Source organism: Rahnella rivi, from assembly GCF_019049655.1.
Taxonomy (GTDB): domain Bacteria; phylum Pseudomonadota; class Gammaproteobacteria; order Enterobacterales; family Enterobacteriaceae; genus Rahnella; species Rahnella rivi.
The window spans coordinates 314,607-341,174 of sequence record NZ_JAFMOX010000067.1; the positions used below are offsets into that span (position 1 = coordinate 314,607).

22 protein-coding genes are annotated in these 26,568 nt (G+C 53.8%); 7 read left to right on the top strand and 15 right to left on the bottom strand.

Annotated elements, in window-relative coordinates:
* The first annotated feature begins 51 nt into the window (after positions 1–51).
* Entirely contained in the window at positions 52–1,026 is a 975-nt protein-coding gene (locus tag J1779_RS24535; protein WP_122096014.1) for an aldo/keto reductase, read from the top strand.
* Positions 1,027–1,122: 96 nt separating this feature from the next.
* Here the strand turns inward: J1779_RS24535 and thiL are convergent, their stop codons facing one another.
* The 5 genes from thiL to nrdR form a co-directional block, all read right to left on the bottom strand.
* Complete coding sequence (gene thiL, locus J1779_RS24540) at positions 1,123–2,094, bottom strand: thiamine-phosphate kinase (RefSeq protein WP_122096015.1); 972 nt, start codon at positions 2,092–2,094, stop codon at positions 1,123–1,125.
* 164 nt (positions 2,095–2,258) lie between these two features.
* Positions 2,259–2,672 carry a transcription antitermination factor NusB gene (nusB, locus tag J1779_RS24545; RefSeq protein WP_013576663.1) on the bottom strand — a complete coding sequence of 138 codons (414 nt, stop codon included), beginning with the start codon at positions 2,670–2,672 and terminating at the stop codon, positions 2,259–2,261.
* 20 nt (positions 2,673–2,692) lie between these two features.
* Positions 2,693–3,163 carry a 6,7-dimethyl-8-ribityllumazine synthase gene (gene ribH / locus J1779_RS24550; protein ID WP_056771010.1) on the bottom strand — a complete coding sequence of 157 codons (471 nt, stop codon included), beginning with the start codon at positions 3,161–3,163 and terminating at the stop codon, positions 2,693–2,695.
* A gap of 126 nt (positions 3,164–3,289) precedes the next feature.
* Positions 3,290–4,438 carry a bifunctional diaminohydroxyphosphoribosylaminopyrimidine deaminase/5-amino-6-(5-phosphoribosylamino)uracil reductase RibD gene (gene ribD, locus J1779_RS24555; RefSeq protein ID WP_217204998.1) on the bottom strand — a complete coding sequence of 383 codons (1,149 nt, stop codon included), beginning with the start codon at positions 4,436–4,438 and terminating at the stop codon, positions 3,290–3,292.
* A 9-nt stretch (positions 4,439–4,447) separates the two neighbouring features.
* A complete protein-coding gene (nrdR, locus tag J1779_RS24560) occupies positions 4,448–4,897 on the bottom strand; it encodes a transcriptional regulator NrdR (RefSeq protein WP_056771003.1) in 450 nt (149 codons plus the stop codon).
* Positions 4,898–5,055: 158 nt separating this feature from the next.
* Here nrdR and J1779_RS24565 point away from each other — a divergent pair, with 158 nt between their 5' ends.
* Positions 5,056–5,622: a DUF3251 domain-containing protein gene (locus J1779_RS24565; RefSeq protein WP_217204999.1), complete on the top strand. Its 567-nt coding sequence runs from the start codon at positions 5,056–5,058 to the stop codon at positions 5,620–5,622.
* 67 nt (positions 5,623–5,689) lie between these two features.
* Here the strand turns inward: J1779_RS24565 and secF are convergent, their stop codons facing one another.
* The 5 genes from secF to queA form a co-directional block, all read right to left on the bottom strand.
* Positions 5,690–6,661, bottom strand: a complete 972-nt coding sequence (gene secF / locus J1779_RS24570) for a protein translocase subunit SecF (RefSeq protein ID WP_056770996.1) — start codon at positions 6,659–6,661, stop codon at positions 5,690–5,692.
* A 10-nt stretch (positions 6,662–6,671) separates the two neighbouring features.
* On the bottom strand, positions 6,672–8,519 hold the full coding sequence (gene secD, locus J1779_RS24575; RefSeq protein WP_072158037.1) for a protein translocase subunit SecD: 1,848 nt from the start codon (positions 8,517–8,519) through the stop codon (positions 6,672–6,674).
* Between the two features lie 27 nt (positions 8,520–8,546).
* Complete coding sequence (yajC, locus tag J1779_RS24580; RefSeq protein WP_056770992.1) at positions 8,547–8,879, bottom strand: preprotein translocase subunit YajC; 333 nt, start codon at positions 8,877–8,879, stop codon at positions 8,547–8,549.
* Between the two features lie 166 nt (positions 8,880–9,045).
* A complete protein-coding gene (gene tgt / locus J1779_RS24585) occupies positions 9,046–10,170 on the bottom strand; it encodes a tRNA guanosine(34) transglycosylase Tgt (protein ID WP_056770989.1) in 1,125 nt (374 codons plus the stop codon).
* Positions 10,171–10,281: 111 nt separating this feature from the next.
* Positions 10,282–11,352 carry a tRNA preQ1(34) S-adenosylmethionine ribosyltransferase-isomerase QueA gene (gene queA, locus J1779_RS24590; protein WP_056770988.1) on the bottom strand — a complete coding sequence of 357 codons (1,071 nt, stop codon included), beginning with the start codon at positions 11,350–11,352 and terminating at the stop codon, positions 10,282–10,284.
* 132 nt (positions 11,353–11,484) lie between these two features.
* On the opposite strand from queA, the gene J1779_RS24595 reads away from it, so the two are divergent.
* From J1779_RS24595 to ggt, 3 genes are all read left to right on the top strand, one after another.
* A complete protein-coding gene (locus J1779_RS24595; protein WP_056770986.1) occupies positions 11,485–12,066 on the top strand; it encodes an acyl carrier protein phosphodiesterase in 582 nt (193 codons plus the stop codon).
* Between the two features lie 223 nt (positions 12,067–12,289).
* Positions 12,290–12,892: a peroxiredoxin C gene (locus tag J1779_RS24600; protein WP_013576674.1), complete on the top strand. Its 603-nt coding sequence runs from the start codon at positions 12,290–12,292 to the stop codon at positions 12,890–12,892.
* 266 nt (positions 12,893–13,158) lie between these two features.
* A complete protein-coding gene (ggt, locus tag J1779_RS24605; protein ID WP_056770983.1) occupies positions 13,159–14,910 on the top strand; it encodes a gamma-glutamyltransferase in 1,752 nt (583 codons plus the stop codon).
* A gap of 70 nt (positions 14,911–14,980) precedes the next feature.
* Here ggt and proY read toward each other — a convergent pair whose 3' ends face one another.
* The 5 genes from proY to phoB form a co-directional block, all read right to left on the bottom strand.
* Positions 14,981–16,399 (bottom strand): proline-specific permease ProY, encoded by a 1,419-nt coding sequence (gene proY, locus J1779_RS24610; protein ID WP_136374656.1) that lies wholly within the window; start codon positions 16,397–16,399, stop codon positions 14,981–14,983.
* 148 nt (positions 16,400–16,547) lie between these two features.
* Positions 16,548–17,867: a branched-chain amino acid transport system II carrier protein gene (gene brnQ / locus J1779_RS24615; protein ID WP_056770977.1), complete on the bottom strand. Its 1,320-nt coding sequence runs from the start codon at positions 17,865–17,867 to the stop codon at positions 16,548–16,550.
* A gap of 442 nt (positions 17,868–18,309) precedes the next feature.
* The gene (locus J1779_RS24620; protein WP_136374655.1) at positions 18,310–19,413 is read right to left on the bottom strand and encodes a cobalamin-independent methionine synthase II family protein; all 1,104 of its coding nucleotides are present in this window, start codon (positions 19,411–19,413) and stop codon (positions 18,310–18,312) included.
* Positions 19,414–19,663: 250 nt separating this feature from the next.
* Entirely contained in the window at positions 19,664–20,983 is a 1,320-nt protein-coding gene (phoR, locus tag J1779_RS24625) for a phosphate regulon sensor histidine kinase PhoR (RefSeq protein ID WP_183848784.1), read from the bottom strand.
* A gap of 21 nt (positions 20,984–21,004) precedes the next feature.
* Positions 21,005–21,694 carry a phosphate response regulator transcription factor PhoB gene (phoB, locus tag J1779_RS24630; protein ID WP_056770970.1) on the bottom strand — a complete coding sequence of 230 codons (690 nt, stop codon included), beginning with the start codon at positions 21,692–21,694 and terminating at the stop codon, positions 21,005–21,007.
* 216 nt (positions 21,695–21,910) lie between these two features.
* On the opposite strand from phoB, the gene sbcD reads away from it, so the two are divergent.
* Complete coding sequence (sbcD, locus tag J1779_RS24635) at positions 21,911–23,149, top strand: exonuclease subunit SbcD (protein ID WP_217205000.1); 1,239 nt, start codon at positions 21,911–21,913, stop codon at positions 23,147–23,149.
* Complete coding sequence (gene sbcC / locus J1779_RS24640; RefSeq protein ID WP_217205001.1) at positions 23,146–26,394, top strand: exonuclease subunit SbcC; 3,249 nt, start codon at positions 23,146–23,148, stop codon at positions 26,392–26,394. Before sbcD ends, sbcC begins: the two co-directional genes overlap by 4 nt.
* The last annotated feature ends 174 nt before the right edge of the window (positions 26,395–26,568 follow it).

The following is a 26,568-nucleotide window of genomic DNA, read 5'->3' on the forward strand; positions in this document are numbered from 1 at the left end:
TTATTTTTTAACGCCTGCCGGTTATCACGCAGGCTTTTACGGAGAGATGCAATGCAATACACCACGTTGGGAAAAACCGGTCTGAAAATATCGCAACTGTGTCTGGGTTGTATGACGTATGGCGAACCGGATCGCGGCAGACATGCCTGGACTTTACCGGAAGAAAGCAGCCGGCCAATCATTAAACAGGCGCTGGATGCAGGCATTAACTTTTTTGATACCGCCAATAGCTATTCCGATGGCAGCAGCGAAGAAATCGTCGGGCGTGCGCTGAAAGACTTCGCGAAACGCGACCAGATCGTCGTCGCCACCAAAGTGTTTTATCCGATTACCGGCCTGGAAGGCGGATTGTCCCGCGCGTCGATTATGCAATCTATCGACGACAGTCTGCGCCGCCTCGGCATGGAGTATGTCGATCTGCTACAAATCCACCGCTGGGATTACAACACGCCAATTGAAGAAACGCTCGAAGCACTCAATGACGTGGTGAAAGCCGGTAAGGCGCGTTTTATCGGCGCTTCTTCCATGCATGCCCATCAGTTTAAGCAGGCGCTGGATGTTTCACAGCAAAATGGCTGGGCGCGCTTCGTCTCGATGCAGGATCAGTACAACCTGATCCAGCGTGAAGAAGAGAAGGAAATGTACCCGTTGTGTCTGGAAGAAAACATCGCGGTTCTGCCGTGGAGTCCGCTGGCGCGCGGTAAGCTTACGCGCCCATGGGGAGAAACTACCGCCCGTTCGGTGTCTGACAGTTTTGCCAACACGCTGTACGATGCCACGGATGAAGCCGACGGTAAAATAGCCGAGCGTGTGGGTAAAATCGCGGAAGATCATGGTGTTCCGCGCGCGCAAATCGCGCTGGCGTGGATCCTCAGCAAACATGTGATCACCGCCCCTATCATCGGCGCTTCCCGCCCTGCCCATCTCGACGATGCGATTGCTGCGCTGAACATCAAACTGTCGATTGAAGAAATCGCCGAACTTGAAATGGCTTATGTGCCGCATCAGGCTGTCGGATTTGAGTAAAACGGGCGAAACCCTCTCAGGTTAAAAACAGAAAAGGCGCTGTAGAATCAACATGCAGCGCCTTTTTGACTTCTTACACACCGTCAGAACATCGGCTCATGCAAAATGGTCGAAACCCTGCCATTCCAGTTGCACCGGTGAACCGGCCCGCATCAGTTTGAGGCCTTCGGAAAGGGGAGCAATCTGGCCGATGCAGGTAAAATCAACGCCAAGATGACTCAGCGCCGCGTCCACCGCCCCGCGATTGATTTCCGGCACGGTGAAGCACAGTTCGTAATCTTCGCCGCCGGTCAGTGCCCATTTCAGTGCCTGTTCCGGATCGCCGAGTGACTTCATGGCATCAGAGAACGGAATGGCATCCAGATCCAGGCGCGCGCCGCAATCACTGGCTTTCAGAATGTGCTTCAAATCGGAAATCAGCCCGTCGGAGAGATCGATCGCCGACGTCGCTAAATCACGCAACGCCTGGCCTTGCAGAACGCGCGGCGAAGGCCGCAGATGGCGTTTGAGCAGGAACTCACGCGTTTTATCATCAGTGATGTTCAGCTGCTCGAGCACAACGGCCAGACCCGCGGCACTGTCGCCCAGCGTACCTGTCACGAAAATCCAGTCGCCCACACCGGCACCAGAACGCGTCAATGCGCGACCGACCGGCACCAGCCCCTGAATGGTTAACGTCATGCTCAACGGACCGCGGGTGGTATCACCGCCAATCAGTTGCATACCGTAGTAATTGAGTTGTTCGAACAAGCTGTCACTGAAAGACTGTAGCCAGTCAGCATTGACCTCGGGCAGCGTCAGCGCGAGAGAAACCCAGGCAGGATCCGCGCCCATTGCCGCTAAATCACTGAGATTCACCGCCAGCGCTTTGTAGCCAAGATCGGCCGGAGAAATGGTTTTCAGGAAATGGATGCCTTCGACCAGCGTATCAGTGCTGACGGCGAGGAGTTGTTTTTCGCCAACCGTCAGTAAGGCACAATCATCACCAATGCCTAACTGAACATCCTGTCTGGCGGTTCTGAACCGGTTAAAGTAGCGATTGATTACGTCAAATTCGCCGGATGCCATAATACAATTCCAAATCGTTAGAATGACTTAAGGCCGGAAAACCGGCCTTAAGAAGGGTGTCACACAAAGGATAAGCGAGGTGACATCACCAGAGTATCAACGAAGACAGCAATCGGGTGAAAATGAGTGTGATCATTTATCCGTCGGGCTGACCCTTGCTGACATTATTTCTTGCGAATATGCGGGCCCGCTTTGTCCAGCACACCGTTCACAAATTTGTGACTGTCTTCAGCGCCGAAGGTTTTCGCCAGTTCGATCGCTTCATTGATGGCCACTTTATAAGGGACATCCTGGCGCTTGCTCAGCTCAAACAGAGCCAGACGCAAGATCGCTCTTTCCACCTGGCCTAATTCATCCAGCTGACGTGACAGGTATGGCGCCATCAATGCATCGAGTTTCTCTGCACTGTTTGCTACACCAGCCAGCAGTTCGCGGAAATAGGCAATGTCTACATCTTTGACATCCTGCTCGGTCAGGAATTCTAATTCAACATCGGCGATGTCATTTTTCGACAACTGCCAGGAGTAAAGCGCCTGAACGGCACATTCACGGGCGCGGCGACGAGCAGCAGGTTTCACGGATTTCCCCTTAACTAGATTCAGGCCTTAATAGCCTTGATAACATTAATCATTTCAAGCGCGGTCAGTGCAGCTTCTGCACCCTTGTTACCGGCTTTTGTCCCTGCGCGTTCAATGGCTTGTTCGATGCTTTCTGTCGTCAGCACACCAAAGGCAACCGGGATTTCGCTGTTCATGGCAACGCTGGACAGGCCAGAGCTGCATTCGCCCGCGACGAATTCAAAGTGGGCTGTGCCCCCGCGGATCACTGTACCGAGCGCAACAACGGCGTCGTACTTTCCGCTTTCAGCCAGAGCACGGGTTGCCAGAGGCAATTCGTATGCGCCCGGGACCCAGACTACGGTGATGTTGTCATCGCTGACCTGACCAATACGTTTCAACGCATCAATAGCACCGGAAAGCAGGCTGTCGTTGATGAAATTGTTAAAACGAGCAATCGCGATCGCTACGCGCGCGTTAGGCGTGGCTACAACACCTTCAATAACGTTCATAGTTTTCCTTAAAGTGGGTTCAGGAGTTTCTCAACCCCAGCCGCAGGGGGGCGGATTCTATCATAAAATTACCCTGTCTGGACACGGGCTTTTCAAACCCGTGCAAACAGAGGAGGAGTAAAATGCTCAGTACACCGGCTTCAGACGTAAACGCAGGTCCGGGCCAATCTGCCGGACATCACTGAAAACGAATTCCGGCGCATCTTTCAGATGCTGCAATCCGGGCAGTTCGCACAGTGCGCGGCCATTATCACCCAATAACTTAGGTGCCATATAAACGATTAATTCATCAATCAGACCCGCTTGTAATAAGGCTCCGGCAAGTTGAGCGCCGGCTTCCACCCAGATGGAATTTACCTGACGTTTCGCCAGTTGCATCATAAGCAGAATCAGATCGATGCGATTCTCGCGTCCCGGAACACACCATTGTTCAACGGAATCAGGCCAGGCCAGCTGATCTTTTTCAAGACGGGCCAGCAGAACGTCGCCGGGTAAATTCACCAGCTGATGCTGTGGCGTCACGCGGTTCTGGCTGTCGAGGATAATTCTCAGCGGCTGGCGAAGGTTCTGCTCAGGGTAAACGGCCTGCACATCACTGCCCAGTTCGCGCCAGCGCACATTCAGCGAGGGATTATCGGCCAGCACCGTGGCGCTGGTGCTCAGCACCGCTGAGCTTTCTGCGCGAAAACGCTGCACGTCAGCGCGCGCCGCCGCCGAGGTGATCCACTGACTTTCGCCGGAGGCCATCGCCGTTCGGCCATCCAGCGATGCGCCCATTTTCAGTTGTACGTAAGGGAAACCGGTGCGCATGCGTTTCAGAAAGCCAAGATTGACGGCTTCCGCCTGCGAATGCATCAGCCCATGGCTGACATCCACGCCATTTTGCTTCAGACGGTATAACCCTCGCCCGGCAACTTCCGGATTAGGATCCTGCATCGCTGCCACAACCCGGGTGATGCCTGCCGCCAGTAAAGCATCGGCACAAGGCGGCGTGCGGCCATGATGGCTGCACGGTTCGAGTGTCACATAGGCCGTCGCGCCTCTGGCTTTTTCACCGGCCATGCGCAGCGCATGGACTTCGGCATGAGGCTCACCGGCACGCAAATGGTAGCCTTCACCGACGATTTCACCCCCGGAGACAATGACACAACCGACGTTGGGATTCGGTGTGGTGGTGAAACGCCCGCGACGCGCCAGCTCGAAAGCGCGCGCCATAAAGCGTTCATCGAAGGGTAATTCAGCAGATTGGGGTGCAGCAGGCTGTTCGGGGAACATCAGTTTTCCTTAATCCTGAAGACGGGCGATCTCTTCACCAAATTCACGAATATCTTCAAAGCTGCGATAGACTGATGCGAAACGAATGTAGGCCACTTTATCCAGCCCTTTCAGGGCATCCATCACCAGATTGCCGATCATCTTCGCGGGAATTTCACGCTCGCCGGTGGCGCGCAGCTGCGACTTAATGTGGCTGATGGCGGTTTCAACATCGTCAGAACTGACCGGCCGTTTTTCCAGCGCTTTCAGTAAGCCGCCGCGTAATTTATCTTCGTTAAAGGGTTCGCGGACTTCATTGCTTTTAATGACACGCGGCATCACCAGTTCCGCCACTTCAAAAGTGGTGAAACGTTCATGGCACACCAGGCACTGACGGCGACGACGGACCTGCGATCCGTCACCCACCAGGCGGGAATCAATCACTTTAGTATCAACAGCAGCACAAAATGGGCAATGCATAGCACTTCCTGATCGCGAACTCAATTGGACATCAGTTTAACCCGAAGTGTGCAGACAACAAAGGCTGTCGCTACTTTCATCGACATCGGGTTAAACTTAGGCTCTCTATTAGTGCCCGGACGGTTGTTGCATCGGGCAGAAGAAAGGAAATCTCTGATATGACGAAACACCCTCGCCTTTGGCTTATCGGCGCCGCGTTGCTGAGCCTGCAGGGCTGCGCGCAGCAAAATCCACAGCTGCCGGAATTGAAATCAGAAGTGGGTCAACTGAATCAGAAACTGCAACGGCTGACCGATTTGGCGGTCGCACTTGAACAGCAAACCACGCTGAACCGGCAGTCCAGCAATGGCGTCTATTTGCTGCCTGCGGCTAAGAGCCCTGCCCTGCTGAAAAGTGATCTGGGTGAGCTGACTGTGACGTTGCTGCGCGTGGCACCGGATGCCAGCGGGTTACAAGCGGTGTTAGAAGTGAAAAACGATGCCGGCAATCCGCTGCCGCCATTTACCGCGTCACTGAGCTGGGGCCAGCTGGATCCGGTCACCGGCAAACCGCTGACCGTCGATATGCAAACCCAAAACATCAACGTGGAACCGGATTTGCTGCCCGGACCGGTGAAAACCTTCGAGGTGAAATTCAGTCAGGTCACGATGGAAACGCTGGGCTTTGTCCATCTGCACAATATTGTCGCCACGGTACCGCCTTCTGCCGCCACAGTTCAGCCATAACATCCCGAATTTCAGGCAAAAAAAACCCCGCAGCGCGGGGTTTTTTGATCACTGAACCATCAGCAGATTAAGGCAGAATCGAAGGCTGATCTGCACCTTCTTTTTCCACTTTTTGCTGCAACATGTGTTCACGCTTCATACCCAGTTTCAGGGCCAGCGCCGAAGCAACATATATCGATGAAGCCGTACCGATTGAAACACCAATCAACATGGTCAGTGAGAAACCACGCAGCAATGCACCACCAAACAAATACAGCATCAGGATCACGACTAACGTGGTACCGGATGTGATCAATGTTCTGTGCAACGTCTGGGTCAACGACACGTTAAAGATTTCGTAAGATGTCCCGCGACGGATCTTGCGGAAGTTCTCACGAATACGGTCCGATACGACGATGCTGTCGTTAAGCGAGTAACCGATAACCGACATCAGTGAAGCAACGATGGTCAGGTCAACCTCGATATGGAACAACGAGAGCACACCCATGGTGATCACAACGTCGTGAGCAAGCGCGATAACAACACCTGCTGCCAGACGCCACTCGAAGCGGAAACCGACGTAAACCAGGATAGCGATCAATGCCACTAACAGCGCCATCGCACCATTTTGCGCCAAATCAGCCCCTACGCTTGGGCCGACGAACTCGATACGTTTCACCTGGGCATTCTGGCTGGTCGTTTCGTTAATCACGCTAAGAACCTTAGCACCCAGTTCCTGGCCGCCTGTTTCACCCTTAGTCGGTGGCATACGAACCATGATGTCGCGGCTGCTACCAAAATTCTGTACCAGCGGTTCTGCAAAGCCTGATTTCTCAAGCGAAGCGCGCATCATGTCCAAATCCGCAGGTTTTTCCAGCGAGATTTCAATAACCGTACCGCCGGTGAAATCCAGACCCCAGTTAAAACCTTTCACACCGATAATGGCGATAGAAAGGATCAACAGGAAACCAGAGATACCGAAAGCCCAGTAATCCCAGCGCATAAAGTCATAGACTCTACGGCCGTGGTTTAATTGTTCAACAGTATATTCCTGTGCCACAACGCACTCCTCAGATAGACAGCTTTTTGATGCGCTTGCCGCCGTACAACAGATTTACGAGGGCACGAGTACCGACGATTGCGGTAAACATTGACGTCGCTACACCAATACCGGTTGTAATCGCAAAGCCTTTAATTGCCCCGGTGCCGACGGCATACAGGATGATGACCTTGATTAGCGTCGTGACGTTGGCATCAAAGATGGAGCTGAACGCGCCTTTGTAACCTTCATCAATGGCCTGCTGCACTGAACGTCCGTTACTAAGTTCTTCCTTAATACGTTCGTTGATCAGTACGTTGGCATCCACCGCTACGGCAAGGGTTAATACGATACCCGCAATACCCGGCATCGTAAGTGTTGCCCCAGGTATCAGAGACATGATCCCAACAATAAGCACCAGGTTAGCAATCAGCGCAGAGGTCGCAATCAGACCAAACTTCTTATAGAAGAACAGCATGAAGATAATTGAGACCACAAGTCCTGCCAGACAGGCTTCCAGACCTTGCTTGATATTTTCCATCCCTAAGGTCGGGCCGATGGTACGTTCTTCAACAATCTGGATTGGCGCGATCAACGCACCGGCGCGCAGCAGCAGAGACAGCTGACGGGCTTCATTCGGATCGTTTACCCCGGTGATACGGAAGCTGTTACCCAGACGTGACTGAATCGTCGCCACGTTAATAACTTCTTCTTGTTTCGCCAGAATTGAACGGCCATTGGCATCTTTCTTACCGCTGTCTTTGTACTCCACAAACAGGGTAGCCATCGGTTTACCGATGTTATCCTTAGTGAAGTTAGACATGGCGTTACCGCCAGCGCTGTCGAGAGAGATGTTAACCTGTGGCTGATTGTACTCATCCATGCTGGAGGTGGAGTCAGTGATATGGTCACCGGTCAGGATCACGCGTTTGTACAAGACAACCGGGCGGCCTTCACGGGTATTTTTCACTTCGCTGTCACCCGGCACGCGGCCAGACGCTGCAGCAGTGGCATCCACATTGGTATTCACCAGACGGAATTCCAGTGTCGCCGTGGCGCCCAGAATTTCTTTCGCACGCGCCGTATCCTGAATACCCGGCAGCTCAACGACGATACGGTCAGAACCCTGACGTTGTACCAGCGGCTCTGCCACACCCAGTTGGTTTACACGGTTACGCAGGATGGTGATGTTTTGCTGAACGGCATACTCGCGGGCTTCATTCATGCGAGCATCAGTCATCACCACGCGAATGGCGTTATCGCCGCTGTTGGTGATCACTAAATCGCGGTGACGTGGGCTCAGGTAGCTGACCGCAGAATCGCGGGTGGCAGCATCACGAAAACGCACTTCAACGCCATAGTTGTCGAGCTTACGCACCGTGGCATAAGGAATATTCTTGTCGCGCAGGTCGCTGCGCATGTTGTCCATCGTCTGCTCTTGCAGCTTACTCAGCGCAGTATCCATATCCACTTCCATCAGGAAGTGCACACCACCACGTAAGTCGAGGCCCAGCTTCATCGGCTCGGCGCCCAGCATGCTCAACCAGCGCGGCGTTGCCGGTGCCAGGTTAAGTGCAATAACAAACTTGTCGCCCAGCGCTTCAGTCAGCGCTTCACGTGCACGAAGCTGTACATCCGTGTCTTTGAAACGGGCAAGAATAGCGCCATTCTCCAGAGCAACTGATTTGATCTGGATTTTGCTTTGATCTAATACGTTACGGACTTGGTCCAGCGTTGCTTCACTGGCGTCGGAACCCCGAGCACCAGTGATTTGAACAGCCGGATCCTCACCATAAAGGTTGGGAAGTGCATAAAGCAGCCCGACGATGACCACAACGATCAGCATCAGATACTTCCACGCAGGATAACGGTTTAACACGGCAGTTCCCTTCGGGAAAATCGAAAATTAGATAGACTTCATCGTGCCTTTTGGCAGGACAGCTGCCACGAAGTCACGCTTGATCATCACTTCGTTAGTGTCGTTCAGTGCGATGACGACATAGCCAGTTTCAGCCACTTTCGTTACGCGACCGATCAGGCCACCGGTGGTCATCACTTCGTCACCTTTACCGATGGAATCCATCAGTTTTTTGTGTTCTTTAGAACGTTTCTGCTGCGGGCGCAGGATCATGAAATAGAAAATCAGACCAAAAACCACCAGCATAATAACCAGAGAGTAAGGACTTCCCTGTGACGGTGCGCCGGAAGCTGCGACAGCATCGGAAATGAAAAGACTCATTTAAATTCCCTCATTGTTGTTGTGAAGCAAAATAGTTGTTGTAAAAAAAACCGTATTTCCAAAATGGAGTCTGGCGATGAAACGTCTCGCACAATACCCCATTATGACGGCTCAACAAATGATAAAATCGGCACCGCCTTTCGGAGATGCCGACACGACTAAGAAATCAGAAGTTTAAAGGCGGAACCGGTTTGCCTTTACGCTCGTAGAAGTCTGTCACAAAGAGCTCTAATTTACCCTCTTCAATAGCCTGGCGTAAACCGGCCATCAAACGCTGGTAATAGCGCAAATTGTGGATGGTATTCAAACGGGCACCCAGAATTTCGTTGCAACGGTCGAGATGATGCAAGTAGGCGCGGCTATAATTGCGACATGTGTAGCAATCACAGTGTTCATCCAGCGTTGTCGTATCAGATTTATACTTGGCATTTCGGATTTTGACGATGCCATCGGTGACAAATAAGTGACCGTTACGCGCGTTACGCGTTGGCATAACACAGTCAAACATATCCACACCGCGACGCACGCCTTCCACCAAATCTTCCGGTTTGCCGACGCCCATCAGATAACGAGGTTTGTCTTCCGGGATTTGCGGGCAAACGTGCTCAAGGATACGGTGCATGTCCTCTTTCGGCTCGCCTACCGCCAAACCGCCCACAGCGTAACCATCAAAGCCGATATCTACCAGCCCTTTTAATGATACATCTCGTAAATCTTCGTAAACGCTGCCCTGAATAATCCCGAACAAAGCATTCTTATTATTCAATTCGTTGAAGCGATCGCGGCTGCGTTTTGCCCAGCGCAAAGACATCTCCATGGAGCGTTTTGCGTAATCCCAGTCAGCAGGATACGGCGTACATTCGTCGAAGATCATCACGATGTCAGAACCGAGATCGTATTGGATCTCCATGGATTTTTCCGGGCTTAGAAAGACCGGATCGCCGTTGATCGGATTGCGGAAATGCACACCCTCTTCTTTGATTTTACGCATCGCCCCCAGGCTGAACACCTGAAAGCCGCCGGAATCGGTGAGGATCGGGCCGTGCCAGTTCATGAAATCGTGCAGATCGCCATGCAGTTTCATGATTTCCTGACCAGGGCGCAGCCACAGGTGGAAAGTGTTGCCCAGCAGGATTTGCGCGCCGGTATCTTTAACTTCTTCCGGGGTCATGCCTTTTACGGTGCCGTAAGTGCCCACGGGCATAAATGCCGGGGTTTCGACCACGCCACGTTCAAAGACCAGACGTCCGCGACGTGCGCGGCCATCGGTAGTGCTTAATTCGTACTTCACATTGCCTCCAGCATCAGAGAAACAGTCTGATGAGGTTAAGTCCGTGGCATGACGCCCGGAAAAGAAAGCCCGGATACACCGAGTGCGTCCGGGCGGGTAGTTACAAAAACGTTACTGGCCGACCACTTCCTGCGGCGCCAGCGGGTTACGGTTGATGAACATTGCATCACCATAACTGAAGAAACGGTACTGCTCTGCGACGGCCTGATGGTAGGCATTCATCGTATTTTTATAACCGGCAAACGCCGACACCAGCATGATCAACGTCGATTCAGGCAGATGGAAGTTAGTGATCAGGGAATCAATCACCTGATAGTGATAACCCGGATAGATGAAGATCTTTGTATCGCCGAAGAATGGCGCAATCAGCGCATCTTCGCTGGCTTTCGCGGCACTTTCCAGCGAACGCACAGAGGTGGTGCCCACGGCCACGACTTTATTACCGCGCGCTTTACACGCCAGCACGGCATCGACCACGTCCTGCGGCACTTCGGCATACTCAGCGTGCATAATGTGGTCTTCGATAGTGTCCACGCGCACCGGCTGGAAGGTGCCCGCGCCTACGTGCAGCGTCACAAAAGCGAACTCCACGCCTTTGGCTTTCAGCGCATCCATCAGCGGTTCATCGAAATGCAAACCGGCGGTCGGCGCGGCGACGGCACCCGGACGTTCGCTGTAGACGGTCTGATAGAGCTCGCGGTCGGCATCTTCATCAGGGCGGTCGATATACGGCGGCAGCGGCATATGGCCGATTTCGTTGAGCAGAGTAAAGACATCACGATCTTCATTAAATTCCAGCTCAAACAGCGTATCGTGACGGGCCACCATGGTGGCTTTAATGTCTTCTTTATCACCGAGCAGCAATTCTGCCCCCGGTTTAGGGGATTTGGACGCGCGAACGTGCGCCAGAACGCGGTGCGAATCGAGCACCCGCTCGACCAGCACTTCAATCTTGCCGCCACTGACCTTACGGCCAAACACGCGGGCCGGGATCACACGGGTATTGTTAAATACCAGCAAATCGCCAGGCAGGATTTTATCGAGAATATCGGTGAACACGCCGTGCGTTAACTCACCGCCCGGCCCGTCCAGAGACAACAAACGACAGCCGCTGCGCTGGGTTTGCGGATAGCGGGCAATCAGGGATTCAGGGAGTTCAAAAGAAAAATCGGCAACACGCATGGTTTTTCACTTCACTTTAACGACAAAAACAGGCGGCTTAGTCTAGTGGGACGAGGCATCCCCTGCAAGCTTCTGCGCGAATAAAGGCGGCCACCCTGTCAGGGATCACATTTACTGCGTTATACTCGGCCAATGAATTTTTTAGCTCACCTCCATCTGGCCTCTCTGGCCGACAGCTCCCTGTTAGGCAATCTGCTGGCGGACTTCGTTCGCGGCAACCCTGAGGGGCAATATTCCGATGACATCGTCAGCGGGATCCGCATGCACCGCCGCGTCGATACCCTCACCGATTCCCTGCCGGAAGTCAGAATTGCGCGCAGCTATTTTCGTGATGATTTTCGCCGCGTATCACCCATTACTCTGGACGTCGTGTGGGACCATTTTCTCTCCCGCCACTGGGCCAGCATTCATCCGCAGCAATCCCTGGAAGATTTTCTTGACGACTGTCAGCAGGAAATTGAACCGCAGCTGCCTGAAATGCCTGAGCGTTTCCGGAATCTGAATGCCTATTTATGGCCGGAACGCTGGATGGAACGTTATGCCGCGCTGCCTTTTATAGGCGACGTATTACGCGGCATGGCCAGCCGTCGGCCAAAGCTCAGTGCACTGACCGGCTCATTCCATGATATCGAACTGAATTATGACGCCCTCGAACAGCTTTTTTGGCAGTTTTATCCGGTCATGATGCAACAGGCGAAAGACCGGCAAATCTGACAAACCGCGTTGAATTTGTGAGAATGAACACAATATTTTGCAATTAAGTGTCTGTTGTTAAATAACGATGGGACATACTTCAAAAACTGATAGCCGGATGCTATCTGATTGATTGGCGCGATGGGGTTTATTCACTTCGGGCTTGCCCCTATACTGACAGTCGTTTTGTTCACCCTTTCCTCTCACCTACGACGCCCTTTTGGGTTTCATAAGGAGTAATATTATGGTTCTGGTAACTCGCCCAGCCCCTGACTTCACCGCAGCAGCAGTACTTGGTAGCGGCGAAGTAGTTGAAAACTTCAACTTCAAAAAACACACTGCAGGCAAACCAACTGTTATCTTCTTCTGGCCAATGGACTTCACTTTCGTCTGCCCTTCTGAACTGATCGCGTTTGATCACCGTTACGAAGAATTCCAGAATCGTGGCGTAGAAGTGGTAGGCGTGTCCTTCGACTCCGAGTTCGTTCACAACGCATGGCGTAACACCCCTGTTGAGAAAGGCGGCATCGGTCCTGTTAAGTACGCGATGGTTGCTGACATCAAACGCGAAATTCAGAAAGCTTACGGTATCGAACATCCGGACGCTGGCGTTGCACTGCGCGGTTCCTTCCTGATCGACAAAGAAGGCGTTGTACGTCACCAGGTAGTGAACGATCTGCCACTGGGTCGTAACATCGACGAAATGCTGCGTATGGTTGACGCGCTGCAATTCCACGAAGAGCACGGCGAAGTGTGCCCGGCTCAGTGGGAAAAAGGCAAAAAAGGCATGGGCGCATCTCCGGATGGCGTGGCTAAATACCTGTCTGAAAACGCGTCAAACCTGTAATCCCTTCACGGATTTCACGTTCAATAACGGTCAGCTTTGCTGGCCGTTTTTTTATGCCTGCCGTCCGGCGGGATCACATTTTTTCCCCTTCCTTTCCTTACGCTCCTCTTTTACGTCTACGCTGAAAACGACATGTTTCGTTCACAATGGCGTGCGCTTTGCATCATTTCCTCAGGCGAACGGAACACAGTCGTCATAAAAAAAGTGATATCACACAATAACCTGAAGGTTATGACTTAAAAGACAGGGTTAAAACAGGAGCCTATATGTTACGGAAATCACTCATCGCGCTCACCATGCTGACCAGCCTGCCGCTCTACGCCGCGTCCAGTCCTGCGGTAGAAGCCAAAAACGGCATGGTCGTCACCTCGCAATATCTGGCCTCACAGGTCGGCGTCGATATTTTGAAAATGGGCGGTAACGCCATTGATGCCGCCGTGGCTGTCGGTTACGCGCAAGCCGTCGTCAACCCATGTTGTGGCAACATTGGCGGCGGTGGCTTCATGACGGTGCATCTGGCCGACGGAAAAGACACTTTTATTAACTTCCGGGAAATGGCACCTGCAGCAGCCAGCGCCAATATGTACCTGGATGCCGACGGGAATGTGAAAAAAGGCGCAAGCCTTTACGGCTATCTGGCGGCTGGCGTGCCGGGCACGGTATTGGGCATGGATACCGTCCAGAAAGAATACGGGACGCTGACACGTCAGCAGGTCATGGCACCGGCCATTAAACTCGCACGTCAGGGTTTCGAACTGACCCGCGCCGATACCGATATCCTCGACACCAAGGTCGATCGCTTCAAAGAGGATCCTGAAGCAGCGCGCATCTTCCTGCGCAAAGATGGCAGCGCGTTGCAGCCCGGCGATAAACTGGTGCAAACCGACTTAGCCGACACGCTGGAAGCCATCTCGAAAAACGGCCCGGACGCTTTCTATAAAGGAAAAATTCCGCAGGCGGTCGAAGCTGCCTCTAAAAAAGGCGGCGGCATCCTGACGGCGGCAGATTTCGCAAATTATAAAGTCACCGAAGACACGCCGGTTTCATGCAGCTACCGTGGCTATAAATTCGTGTCTGCGCCACCGCCAAGCTCCGGCGGCGTCACGATGTGCGAAATCCTCAACATTGTGGAAGGCTATGATCTGAAAAGCATGGGGTTCAATTCAGCGGCGTCGATTCACGTCATGACCGAAGCCATGCGTCATGCTTACATGGATCGTAATACTTACCTCGGCGATCCGGCGTTTGTGAAAAATCCTGTCGATCGTCTGATCAGCAAAAGTTACGCCGAAGAAATCCGTAAGAAGATAGAAGCGGATAAAGCCACCCCATCGACTGCCGTTCAGCCGGGCATGGAACCACACGAAAAACCGGAAACGACGCACTATTCCATCGTCGATAAAATGGGTAACGCCGTCTCCACCACCTACACCATCAACGGTCTGTTTGGTTCTGTGGTGATCGCGCCCGGCACCGGTTTTTTCCTCAACGACGAAATGGATGATTTCACGGTAAAAGTCGGTGAGAAGAACCTCTTCGGTCTGGTCCAGGGCGTTAAAAATTCCATCGCCCCCGGTAAGCGCCCACTATCGTCGATGAGCCCGAGTCTGGTGACTAAAGACGGTAAAATCTTTATGGTTCTGGGATCGCCGGGCGGTTCACGCATCATCACCATTACGTTGCAGTCCGCGCTGAATGTCATCGACCACGGCATGGCACCGCAGGAAGCCGTGAACGCACCACGTATTCACCACCAATGGCTGCCGGACGAAGTGTATTACGAGCAGCGCGGCGTTTCTCCGGACAGCCTGAACATCCTGCAAAAGATGGGCTATAAAATGGTGGAACAGACGCCGTGGGGCGCGACGGAATTGATTATGGTGGGTTTACCGGGCGCGGCAGGTGTCACCTCTGCTACTTCCGGTAATGACTCGGCGGTATCAGGCAAGGTTCGCGAAGGTTATCTCTATGGCGCGAATGATGTGCGGCGGCCAGCAGGCGCGGCCATCGGCTATTAACTGACAACAAAAAGCCCCCGATACCTTGAAGATATCGGGGGCTTTTTTTAACCGAAAGGTAAGTGCTTGCTTACTTGCTCAGTGCCACTGCCTGCTTCTTGCGGTCATTACGCAGCTTGAAGGCGTACCCTATCAGCAGGGCGGCAACCCACACCATACCGACGTAAAGCGACACGCGGGTGTCCGGGAAGTAACCAATCAGGCCGATGATAAACACCAGGAAGATAATCCCGAATACCGAGGTATACACGCCGCCACGCAGCGGGAACTCGAGTTCTTTAACCTGCTGCTTGCTCAGCTTGCGACGAAAACCAATCTGGGAGAACAGGATCATTATCCATACCCAGACGGTCGCGAAGGTCGCCAGAGACGCGATCACCAAAAACACATTCGAAGGCATGATGTAGTTGAGGTAAACCGCAATCAGCAACGCGGCCATCATCACCAGCACCGTGACCCACGGTGTGCCCAGACGCGACACTTTGCTGAACATTTTAGGCGCCTGCCCCTGCTTTGCCATTCCGTGCAACATACGGCCCACGCCAAACACATCGCTGTTGATCGCCGAAAGCGACGCAGTGATCACCACGAAGTTCAGAATACCCGCAGCGGCAGTGATCCCCATATGCTGGAATGTCAGTACAAACGGACTCCCCTGCGTACCGATCTGATTCCACGGGAAAATCGACATGATGACAAACAGAGTACCCACGTAAAACACCAGAATACGCAGCGGAACCGAGTTAATGGCTTTCGGAATCGACTTCTTCGGATCTTCCGCTTCACCGGCCGTAATACCAATGATTTCAATGCCGCCATAAGCGAACATCACCAGCTGTAACGACAGGATAGTCCCCATGATGCCCTGGCTGAAGAATCCGCCGTGGCTCCACAAATTATGGATACCTGTTGCCTGGCCGCCATTGCCGATGCCCCAGAAGATAATGCCAAAACCCGCCACGATCATGATGATAATCGTCAGCACTTTGAAGAAGGAGAACCAGAACTCCAGCTCGCCGAACACCTTCACACTGACTAAATTGATCGCGCCGATGATCAGCACGACGCTGAGCACCCACGTCCATTGCGGCACATCCGGGAACCAGACGCCCATATATATGCCGAACGCGGTAACGTCGGCGATCGCCACAATGAGGATTTCGAAACAGTAGGTCCAGCCGGTGATATAGCCCGCCATTGGCCCGAGGTAGTCCTGGGCATAACGTGAGAACGAACCGCTTTGCGGGTTATGCACCGACATTTCGCCGAGTGCGCGCATGATGATAAAGGCGATGATGCCGCCGACCAGATATGCCAGCAATACGCTGGGCCCTGCCAGTTTGATGGCATCCGCCGATCCATAAAACAGCCCGGTTCCGATGGCTGATCCCAATGCCATAAAGCGAATATGACGCGTTGTCAGACCGCGTTTTAGCTTCGTGCCCGGCGCTTCTGGCTGCCCGGTTGGTTGTTCAGCTGATTCTTGCATGTACCTTAACCCGTCTCTGTATTTTAAAAATCACAATGCCAATTCAAAAAAACACCTGCACCCTGCCAATGAAAAAGCCACGGAAAAGGTTTCCGTGGCCTGATTGGCGAACAATTCACTCAACTACTGTGGAACTTTCACCCGATAATTATTGATGCGCCGTGACGCTGCGCGGGCCACTGATTTTGTCATAGATCCCCACCAGCACCAGCATTAATACTGACGGCGGTAACCAGGCAAGACCTTGTGCAGCCAGTGGCAGGTTTGCAGTCCAGGCAGGCATGATATCAGCAAAGGCCGAGGTTTTGATGCCATCAACAATACCGAATACCAGACTGACCAGCATGACCGGCGCCACGATGCGCGTCGTATTATTCCACCAGCGCAGGGTGAAGCTCAAGACCACCAGCGCGATACATGGCGGGTAAATGGCGGTCAGCACCGGAATTGAAATCTGAATCAGATGGCTCAGGCCGAGGTTAGACACCAGCATGGAGAACAGACCCAGAATGAACACCAGTGTTTTGTAAGACAGCGGCAGGTACTGAGCAAAGAACTCCGCACAGGCGCAGGTCAGGCCAACCGCCGTCACCATACAGGCGATGAAAATCAGCGCGCCGAGGAAGAAGCTGCCGACGCCACCAAAGGTATGCGCCACATAAGCATGCAGGATCACCGCGCCGTTAGTCGCGCCAGGCACCAGTGATGCACTGTTTTCGCCAAGTTTGAACAGGCTGAGATAGACCAGCACCAGACCTAAACCGGCGATCAACCCTGCCAGAATTGTGTAACGGGTCAGCAACTTAGCATCAGACACACCGCGTGAACGAGCGGCATTAACGATCACAATCCCGAACACCAGCGCTCCCAGCGTATCCATCGTCAGATACCCGTTTACGAAGCCACTTGAGAAGGGAACCGTTTGATAAGCATCGACCGCAGGCATTGTCTGCCCGGCTGGCCACAGCAGTGCGGCAACGCCCAGCGCAGCCAGTGCAACCATTTTCAACGGCGCAAGGAAATGCCCGACGGTATCGAGCAGACGGCCCGGATACAGGGAAATGCCGATCACCAGCGCAAAATAAATCACGCTATAAATCAGCAGAGGCAGCGGGCCGTCACCGGTCATCGGCGCGATCCCCACTTCAAAGGAGACGGTCGCGGTGCGTGGCGTAGCAAACAGCGGGCCCACGGCCAGATAGCAGACGGTGGCCAGCAAAATACCGGCACCACGGCCAATCGGAGAGCTCAGGGCGTCAACACCGCCCCCGACACGCGCCAGGGCAATGACGGTCATCACCGGGAGGCCGACGGCTGTGATCATAAACCCGGCAGCAGCCCACCAGACTTCAGGACCGGCCTGCAGGCCAACCATTGGCGGGAAAATAATGTTTCCGGCCCCGACGAATAAAGCGAAGGTCATGAAACCTAACGCCAGAATATCTTTATTTGTTAAACGAGTACTCATGATTGGTGTCGTGTTGCCTGTTCAAATGAATAAAGTGTCCGTTGCTGTCGTCGTGCTGCTCGGTCAGAAGGATGAATGGCGAACAAAGCCAGAGAGCACCAAAATGAAGCCGGAAGGAGCCTAAAACGCCTGATGATATGCAGATGATTACGTTGTTATGCAGGGAGTATCGAGCGACAGCGGGGGCTAAGGTAAACGTTTATAGCGCAGAAAGGCAAGCCGAGATCCAAAAAGCAGAGTCTTCAACCAGATTAATGCTTGAGAGCAGCGATTATCACTAAATACAGCCGCAAACACGCAATATGATATGTATGATTTTTGAACGAAGTAAGCACAAGATATGCCCCGAAAAGGCAAAAAGTGCGTGAAATCACCACGAACGGGCAATTTCACGCACGATATCCAGCAGATTTATGAGGTCAATAAATAACCGGCGACGCCTTTACCAGACGCGTGCAGCGATATCCACGACCAGTTTTAATTTTTCCCACTGCTGCGCTTCGGTCAGGCTGTTGCCCTCTTCTGTCGAGGCGAAACCACACTGCGGGCTGAGGCAAATCTGGTTGATATCCAGATACTCAGCCGCTTCTGCAAGACGCGCTTCCACCGTTTTCGCCAGCTCCAGTTCGCCGGATTTTGTGGTGATTAATCCCAGAACCGCCTGCTGATGGCCTTTTTTGATAAAGCGCAGCGGCTCGAAACCACCGGAACGCTCGTTGTCATATTCAAGGAAGAAAGCATCGATGTTCACGCCGCCAAACAGGATCTCCGCGACCGGCTCGTAACCGCCTTCTGAAATCCAGGTGGAGCGGAAGTTGCCGCGACAAACATGCAGACCAATCACCAGATCGTCGGGTTTCCCGGCGATGGCTTTATTCAGCACGTCTGCGTAAGTGCGTGCTAACTCTTCCGGAGAATCCCCTCGTTCGCGGATTTGCTTCTTCTGATCTTCTGAACACAGGTACGCCCAGACCGTGTCGTCGAGTTGCAGATAACGGCAACCGGCATCGTAAAACGCCCTGATGGCGTCACGGTAAACCTGTGCCAGATCGTCAAAATACTCCTTCAGGTCGGGGTAAACCTCTTTGCTGATGGCGTCACGGCCACCGCGGAAATGCATCACACTCGGACTTGGAATGGTCATTTTTGGCACCGCGCTGCCACTGATGCTTTTCAGGAAGCGGAAATCTTCCAGCATCGGGTGTGCGCCAAAACCGAGTTTACTCACCACTTTAATGCTGCGTGCTTTCGTTTGTACGCCGTTGAACTGGATCCCCTGCACCGCGTCGTAACCTTCCACGCCGTCCAGCCCTTCGAAGAAATCGAAGTGCCACCACGCCCGGCGGAATTCGCCGTCAGTGACCACTTGCAGACCGGCTTCACGCTGCAAATCCACTACGCGACGAATTTCAGTGTCTTCCACAGCGCGCAGCTGAGCGGCATCAATCTCACCGGCCTGAAACTGTTTACGCGCTTCTTTAATCGCCAGCGGGCGCAGGAAACTGCCGACAACGTCGGCGCGGAATGGTGGGGTTGTACGTTGCATGCATGACTCCTTTTAGGCACCCCGCGGCGTATGGCGGAATACCAATGATTTACAAAGTAAATAATTGCGTTGCGTTATATATAGACATCTGGATGTCTAAACGTCTTTGATTGGATAGTGTCATGCAGCACGTTGATCAGCAACAGAGGAATCTTCATGGGACATGAATAAAATTCACGTTAGTGGGAAGAATGTTCATTTGGAAGAGAGTAAGAAAGCCTGAAATCCGCAGATAACAGGCTTGAGAGGGTTAAGGCTTAATGGAAGCTTGCGCACCGGCGTCTTGCGGAACAATCAACCGCGGCGCCAGCGTAAACATAAAGCGGGTGCCGACACCCACTTCGCTCATGACTTCCAGCCTGGCGTTGTGATGGCTCAGGGCATGTTTGACGATCGCCAGGCCCAGCCCGCTGCCACCGGTCTGGCGGGAGCGCGCTTTGTCTACGCGATAGAAACGTTCGGTCAGGCGCGGAAGGTGCTGAGGCGCAATACCCGGCCCGTTGTCGCTTATCTGGAACTGCGCGCCGTGCGGCGTTTGCTGCCAGCTGACTTCAATGCGGGTGCCCGCCGGGGTGTGATTGACCGCGTTGTACACCAGATTGGAAACCGCGCTGCGCAGTTGATCTTCGTTGCCAAAGACCTTCAGCTTGTCGTTTATACGGAATACAACCTCATGCTGACCGCCGCTCAGCGTCTGCACTTCGCGCTCCAGCATGCCGAGCATCACCGGAATATCGACTTTCTCGTGCAAATCCATATTGGCAGAGGCTTCTATTTTCGACAGCGTCAGCAGTTGTTTTACCAGGCCGTCCATGCGTCGCGTCTGCTCCTGCATGGTATCCAGCGCTTTGGAACGAAACGGCTCTTCCAGCTTGGCGTCTTCCATCATTTCCAGATAGCCCTGCAAAACGGTCAGCGGCGTACGCAGCTCATGGCTGACGTTAGCGAAGAAGTTGCGTCGCGCGCCCTCGAGCTGACGCATCTGCGTGACATCCCGCGCCACCATCAGTAATTGCCCTTCAGAATAAGGCATCACGCGAAACTCCACGTAATGCTCATTATTCAGCTGAAGATTCAGTGCACGGCTGAAATCACGTGCCTGGATCCAGGCGCGAAACTCCGGGTAGCGCAAAAGATTAAAGATGTGCTGCCCGTTGTCTTCCGGCCAGCGAAAGCCGAGCAGTTCCTGCGCCAGACCGTTACACCAGAAAATATTGCCCTCTTCGGTGGTCAGCACCACCGCATCAGGTAACGATTCTGCACCGCTGCGAAAACGTTTAATTAATTGCCCTAATTCGCGACGACGACGACGGTTACGCATCTGCATCTGGTTCAGCCCGTAGAACAGCGGCTCCCAGCTCCAGCGCCCGTTTGGCGGGGTGATGCTGCGGTCAAGCCACAGCCAATGTGAGAGTTTAAGCTGGTTGTAATAGTTCCAGCCCAGCGCCGCCAGCAGCGACGCAAAGAGAAGCCAGCCAAAATGGCCGACAAAAATGCCGAGAATGATCGCTGGCAGGCAAAAGAGGAAAAATTCGCCGGCCAGCCGTTTCCATGACAAACGTTCTAACACACAGATTCTCCGCTGTGGGGATTAATAACGCGTTGAGAAACGGTATCCCGTGCCACGGACAGTCTGAATCATTCTGTCATGTCCACTGGTTTCCAGCGCTTTACGTAAACGACGAATATGCACGTCCACGGTGCGATCTTCCACATAAACGTTAGTGCCCCAGACGTTATTCAGCAACTGTTCGCGGCTGTAAACACGTTCTGAGTGGGTCATAAAGAAGTGTAATAATTTGAATTCGGTCGGCCCCATGTCGAGCGCCTGCTCGTTGGCCATCACCCGGTGAGAGGAAGGATCCAGGCTCAGCCCCTGCATGTCGATCACCTCTTCCACCGCCATCGGAGAAATGCGGCGCATTACCGCTTTGATGCGGGCAACCAGTTCTTTCGGAGAAAACGGTTTGGTGATGTAATCATCGGCACCCACTTCGAGGCCGCGCACCCGATCTTCTTCTTCACCGCGTGCGGTCAGCATCATCACCGGGATTTCGCGGGTCAGGGCTTCACGTTTAAGGTGCTTAATAAACTGAATACCGGAACCGCCCGGTAACATCCAGTCGAGCAGGATAAGCTCAGGATAAGGCTCGACCAGCTGGGCCACTGCGGAATCAAAATCTTCAGCTTCAACAGCCTGATAGCCATTTTGTTCCAGTACAAAACACACCATTTCACGAATAGGAGCTTCGTCTTCAACCACTAATATACGTCTAGCCATCGTAGGTCCTGCCAATAGGTTAGCGATCTTTTATTTGATTGCGGGCGCCATTATGCGTCAGTTTTGTGACAGATTTATGAATAGAAAGGATGGTTCATTACCCGGCAATTTAACAGCCATCTTGCTGAAATGCGTCCGATTTTCTCAGGACATCGTCCCCCGTCGGCGTTTATACTTTGCGCCATTGTTACCGCACCGCGAACCACAGGGAGTTTCATGCGCCTGATCCACACCTCAGACTGGCATCTTGGCCAGTATTTCTTTACCAAAAGCCGCGCCGCCGAGCACCAGGCCTTTCTGCGCTGGCTGACGGAACAGGTGGAAAATCATCAGGTTGATGCCGTGATCGTGGCAGGTGACATTTTCGATACCGGCTCACCGCCGAGCTATGCCCGCGAACTGTATAACCGCTTCGTGGTGGAATTACAACGCACCGGCTGTCAGCTGATTGTGCTGGCCGGTAATCATGATTCCGTCGCCACGTTAAATGAGTCCCGCGAGCTGCTTTCCTGTCTCAATACCAAGGTGATCGCCACCGTCGGCGAAGATCTGTCTGAGCAAGTGCTGGTGTTAAATCAGCGCAATGGTACGCCGGGAGCCGTACTGTGCGCGATCCCCTTTTTACGCCCGCGTGATTTAATCGCCAGTCAGGCAGGGCAATCCGGCAGCGACAAACAGCTGGCCTTACAGGAAGCCATTGCCGCGCATTATGATGCGCTGTGGCACGCTGCGCAGGCCAAACGCGACCAACTGGGTCTGCCGCTGCCGATCATCGCCACCGGCCATCTGACCACCGTTGGCGTCAGCACCTCTGATTCCGTGCGCGACATCTATATAGGGACTCTTGATGCCTTTCCGGCGCAGGCGTTCCCGCCGGTGGACTACGTGGCGCTCGGCCATATCCACCGCGCGCAGTGCGTGGCGAAAACGGAGCATATCCGTTACAGCGGTTCCCCTATTCCGCTCAGTTTTGATGAGCTGAGCAAAGTCAAAAGCGTCTATCTGCTGGATTTCGACGGTGCCACGCTCAACGCCATCGACACGCTGGAGATCCCCGTTTTCCAGCCGATGCAAATCATCAAAGGCTCGCTGGCGGAGATTGAACAGCAGCTGGCGCACTTCACCGGAGGCGATGCCGCAAAACCGGTCTGGCTGGATATTGAAGTGGCGACGCAGGATTATCTCAGCGATATTCAGCGCCGCATTCAGGCGCTGACCGCCGAACTGCCGGTGGAGGTCGTGTTACTGCGCCGCAGTAAAGAACAACGGATTCACAGCATCGAACAGCAGGAAAAAGAAACCCTCAGCGAGCTGAGCGTCAGCGACGTTTTTGAACGCAGATTGTCGCTGGAAGCGGATACGGATGAACCGCGCCAGACGCGGATGCGCACGCTGTTCGCCCAGGTTGTCGAACAGGTCACCAGCGGTCAGAGCACAGAGGACAGCGCACGATGAAAATTCTCAGCCTGCGTTTAAAAAACCTGAACTCGCTGGCAGGCGAATGGAAAATTGATTTCACCGCCGAGCCGTTCGCCAGCAACGGTTTATTCGCCATCACCGGCCCGACCGGCGCGGGGAAAACCACCCTGCTCGACGCCATCTGTCTGGCGCTGTATCACCAGACGCCACGCCTGAACGTCACGCCAAGTCAGAATGAACTGATGACCCGCCATACCGCCGAGTCACTGGCCGAAGTGGAGTTTGAAGTAAAAGGCATCGGCTATCGCGCATTCTGGAGTCAGCGCCGCGCGAAAAACTCACCGGACGGCAATTTACAGGCGCCAAAAGTCGAGCTGGCCTTGCTGGCCGACGGCAAAATTCTGGCAGATAAAGTGCGCGATAAACTTGACGCTATCGCCGAACTGACCGGACTGGATTTTGGCCGTTTCACCAAATCGATGATGTTGTCGCAGGGCCAGTTCGCGGCGTTTCTGAATGCCGACGCCAACGACCGCGCCGAACTGCTGGAAGAACTCACCGGTACCGAAATCTACGGTCTGCTGTCCGAACGCGTGTTTGAACAACATAAAGAGGCACGCGTCACCCTGGACGGTTTGCATCAACGCATGGCCGGTATCGAACTGCTTAGCGAAGAACAGCGCCAGGCGCTGGAAACAGAACTGACTGAGCTGAACGCACAGGAAATCAGCCTCAGCCGGCAGGCGCAGCAGCGCCAGCAGGATCTTAACTGGCTGCAACAGTGGCAGCAGGTACAGCAAAAACTTCAGCAGTCTCAGCAGCAACTGAGCGCCGCCGAGCAGGAAAATTTGGCTGCCGCGCCGCAATTGCAGCAACTGGCACGCAGCGAACCGGCAGAAAAACTGCGTCCGTTACTCAATGATCGCCAGCGTTGTCAGGATGAATCGCAACGACTTGTGCAGCAACTGGCGCAGCTCACGCAGCAACAGGAACAGCAAATTGCGCAGATGACGCCGCTGACTCTGGCGGTGGAACAGGCGCAAACCGCACGCCTGAAACAGGCGGAAGAACAGCGTCAGACGCAGACGCTGATTGAAGAAAAAATCCTGCCGCTGGATGGCGAAATTATCCAGTGGCGTAAATCACTGGCCGACACGCAGCAGTCGGTCAGTGACGTGCAGAAACTGGTCAGTGAGCATAACGCGACGCGGGTGCAAATGACCGCCGAACGTCAGAAACTGGACGAAGAAAGCCGCCAGCATCAGACCCGCCAGACCGCGCTGACCGAGGCGCTGAACGCCGCACAACAGCGTCAGGCTGAGCTGGAAAAACAGCATCCGCTGGCAGCATGGCAGAAACGGCAAACAGAGCTGGCGCAGCTGCGCCCGGTGCGGCAACAGCTGTATTCACTCGCGCAGATTTTCCCGCAGCTCAACCAGCGCGTGCAGCAACAGCAAAAAGATTTGGTGCAATATCAGACACAGCTGGCCGAAGAGGAACTGCGTCTGGGCGCGATCCGCCAGCAATGTCAGAAACAGCTCGAACATCTGAACGACGTTAAAGCGCTGCATAAACAGGAAATGCTGATCGTCAGCCTCGAAGCTGAACGAGCCAATCTGCAAAGCGGCAAAGCCTGCCCGCTGTGCGGTTCCACATCCCATCCGGCCATTGAACACTATCAGGAGGTTAAACCTTCTGAAACGGCGCAACGCGTCGATAAAATGCAGACCGAATTCGATGCAGCAAAAGCCAGCGGCATTGAGCTGGCAGCGAAAATCAAAAGTCTGAAAGAACAGCAAACACGCGTGCAAACCCAGCTGGAGCAGGAAAGCCAGCAACTGAATACGCATACCGAAAACTGGCAGCGACTCAGCGCGCCGCTGAATCTGACATTCGGATTGCAGGATACCCAGGCCATTCAGCAGTGGCTGGCGGAACGCGACGAAGAAGAACAGCAGTCACAGGATCTGATTAACCAGCACGAACAACTGGCGCGGGCGTTGCAGCAGGCGAAAGATGCCCTGAATGACGCCCTGAACGCGCAGCAGAAAGTGCAGCAGCAAAGCGTATTGCTGACCGAACGCATTACCCGACTGGAAGAGACGCAGGCTAAAACTCAGCAGGACTTTGCGCGGCTGCAAAAGCTGTTCACGGAAGGTGAGAAATCTCTTTCAGAACTGAATGCCAAACGCCTCGAACTGTTCGGTGACCGCCAGGTGGCGCAGGTTCGCGAGCACTTACATCAGCAACAACAGGCGGCGGAAAAAGCGGTCAGTGACGCACAGGGCGCGCTGCAAAAAGCGCAGGAACTGCGCGATCAGCTGGCCGGTCAGCTGGCGAGTACGCAGCAGCAACAATTGCAGGCTACGGAACAATTGAAGCGGGCAGAACAGGTGTGGCAACAAGCGCTGAGCGCCAGCGGATTTGCCGATGAAGCCGCGGTGACACTGGCCCTGCTCGACGACGCACTGCGTCAGCAACTTCAGCAGCGTAAAGAACATCTGCAACAACAACTGGCGCAGGCGAACGCATTGCTGAGCGATGCCAAAGCACAGCTGGAAAAACATCGTCTTGCCCGCCCTGCCCATCTGAGTGAAACAGAAAACGATCTCGAAGCCCTGACGGCGCAGCAGGCGGAACTGGCGCAACAACTGAAAGCCTTACAGCAACGTCTGGGCGAAATAACCAATAAACTCAACGACGATAAAGCGCGAAGCGGCAACCAACAGGCGCTGATTGCTCAGATTGCGCAGGCACAGCTGACGTGTGACGACTGGGGCTATCTGAATCAGATGATTGGCTCAAGCGACGGCGCGAAATTCCGTAAATTCGCGCAAGGTCTGACGCTCGATCACCTGGTGTATCTGGCGAACCGTCAGCTGGAAAAACTGCATGGCCGTTATCTGTTGCAGCGCAAAACCAGCGATGCGCTGGAGTTGCAGGTGGTCGATACCTGGCAGGCCGATGCGGTGCGCGATACCCGCACGCTCTCCGGAGGCGAAAGTTTCCTGGTCAGTCTGGCGCTGGCGCTGGCGCTTTCTGATCTGGTGAGCGATAAAACCCGTATAGATTCGCTGTTCCTCGACGAAGGTTTCGGCACGCTCGATGCTGACACGCTGGACACTGCGCTCGACGCCCTCGACAGCCTGAATGCCTCAGGTAAAACCATCGGTGTGATAAGCCATGTGGAAGCCATGAAAGATCGCATTCCGGTGCAAATCAAAGTCACCAAAGTGAACGGGCTGGGTGTCAGCCGCCTGAGCAGCGAATTTAAAGTCTGAACGTCAACCCGCAGGCCATCCCGCTAGCAATCTTGCTACCGGTTGCCCTGCGGTGGATCCCCTCTCTGCACATCCGCACAATAATCGCACCGTCACGGTGCGTCACAGCCTGTCAACCTGCTGAATTATCGGTTATTTCCTTCGGGTGACGATCTGGCACGCCCTGTGCTTACT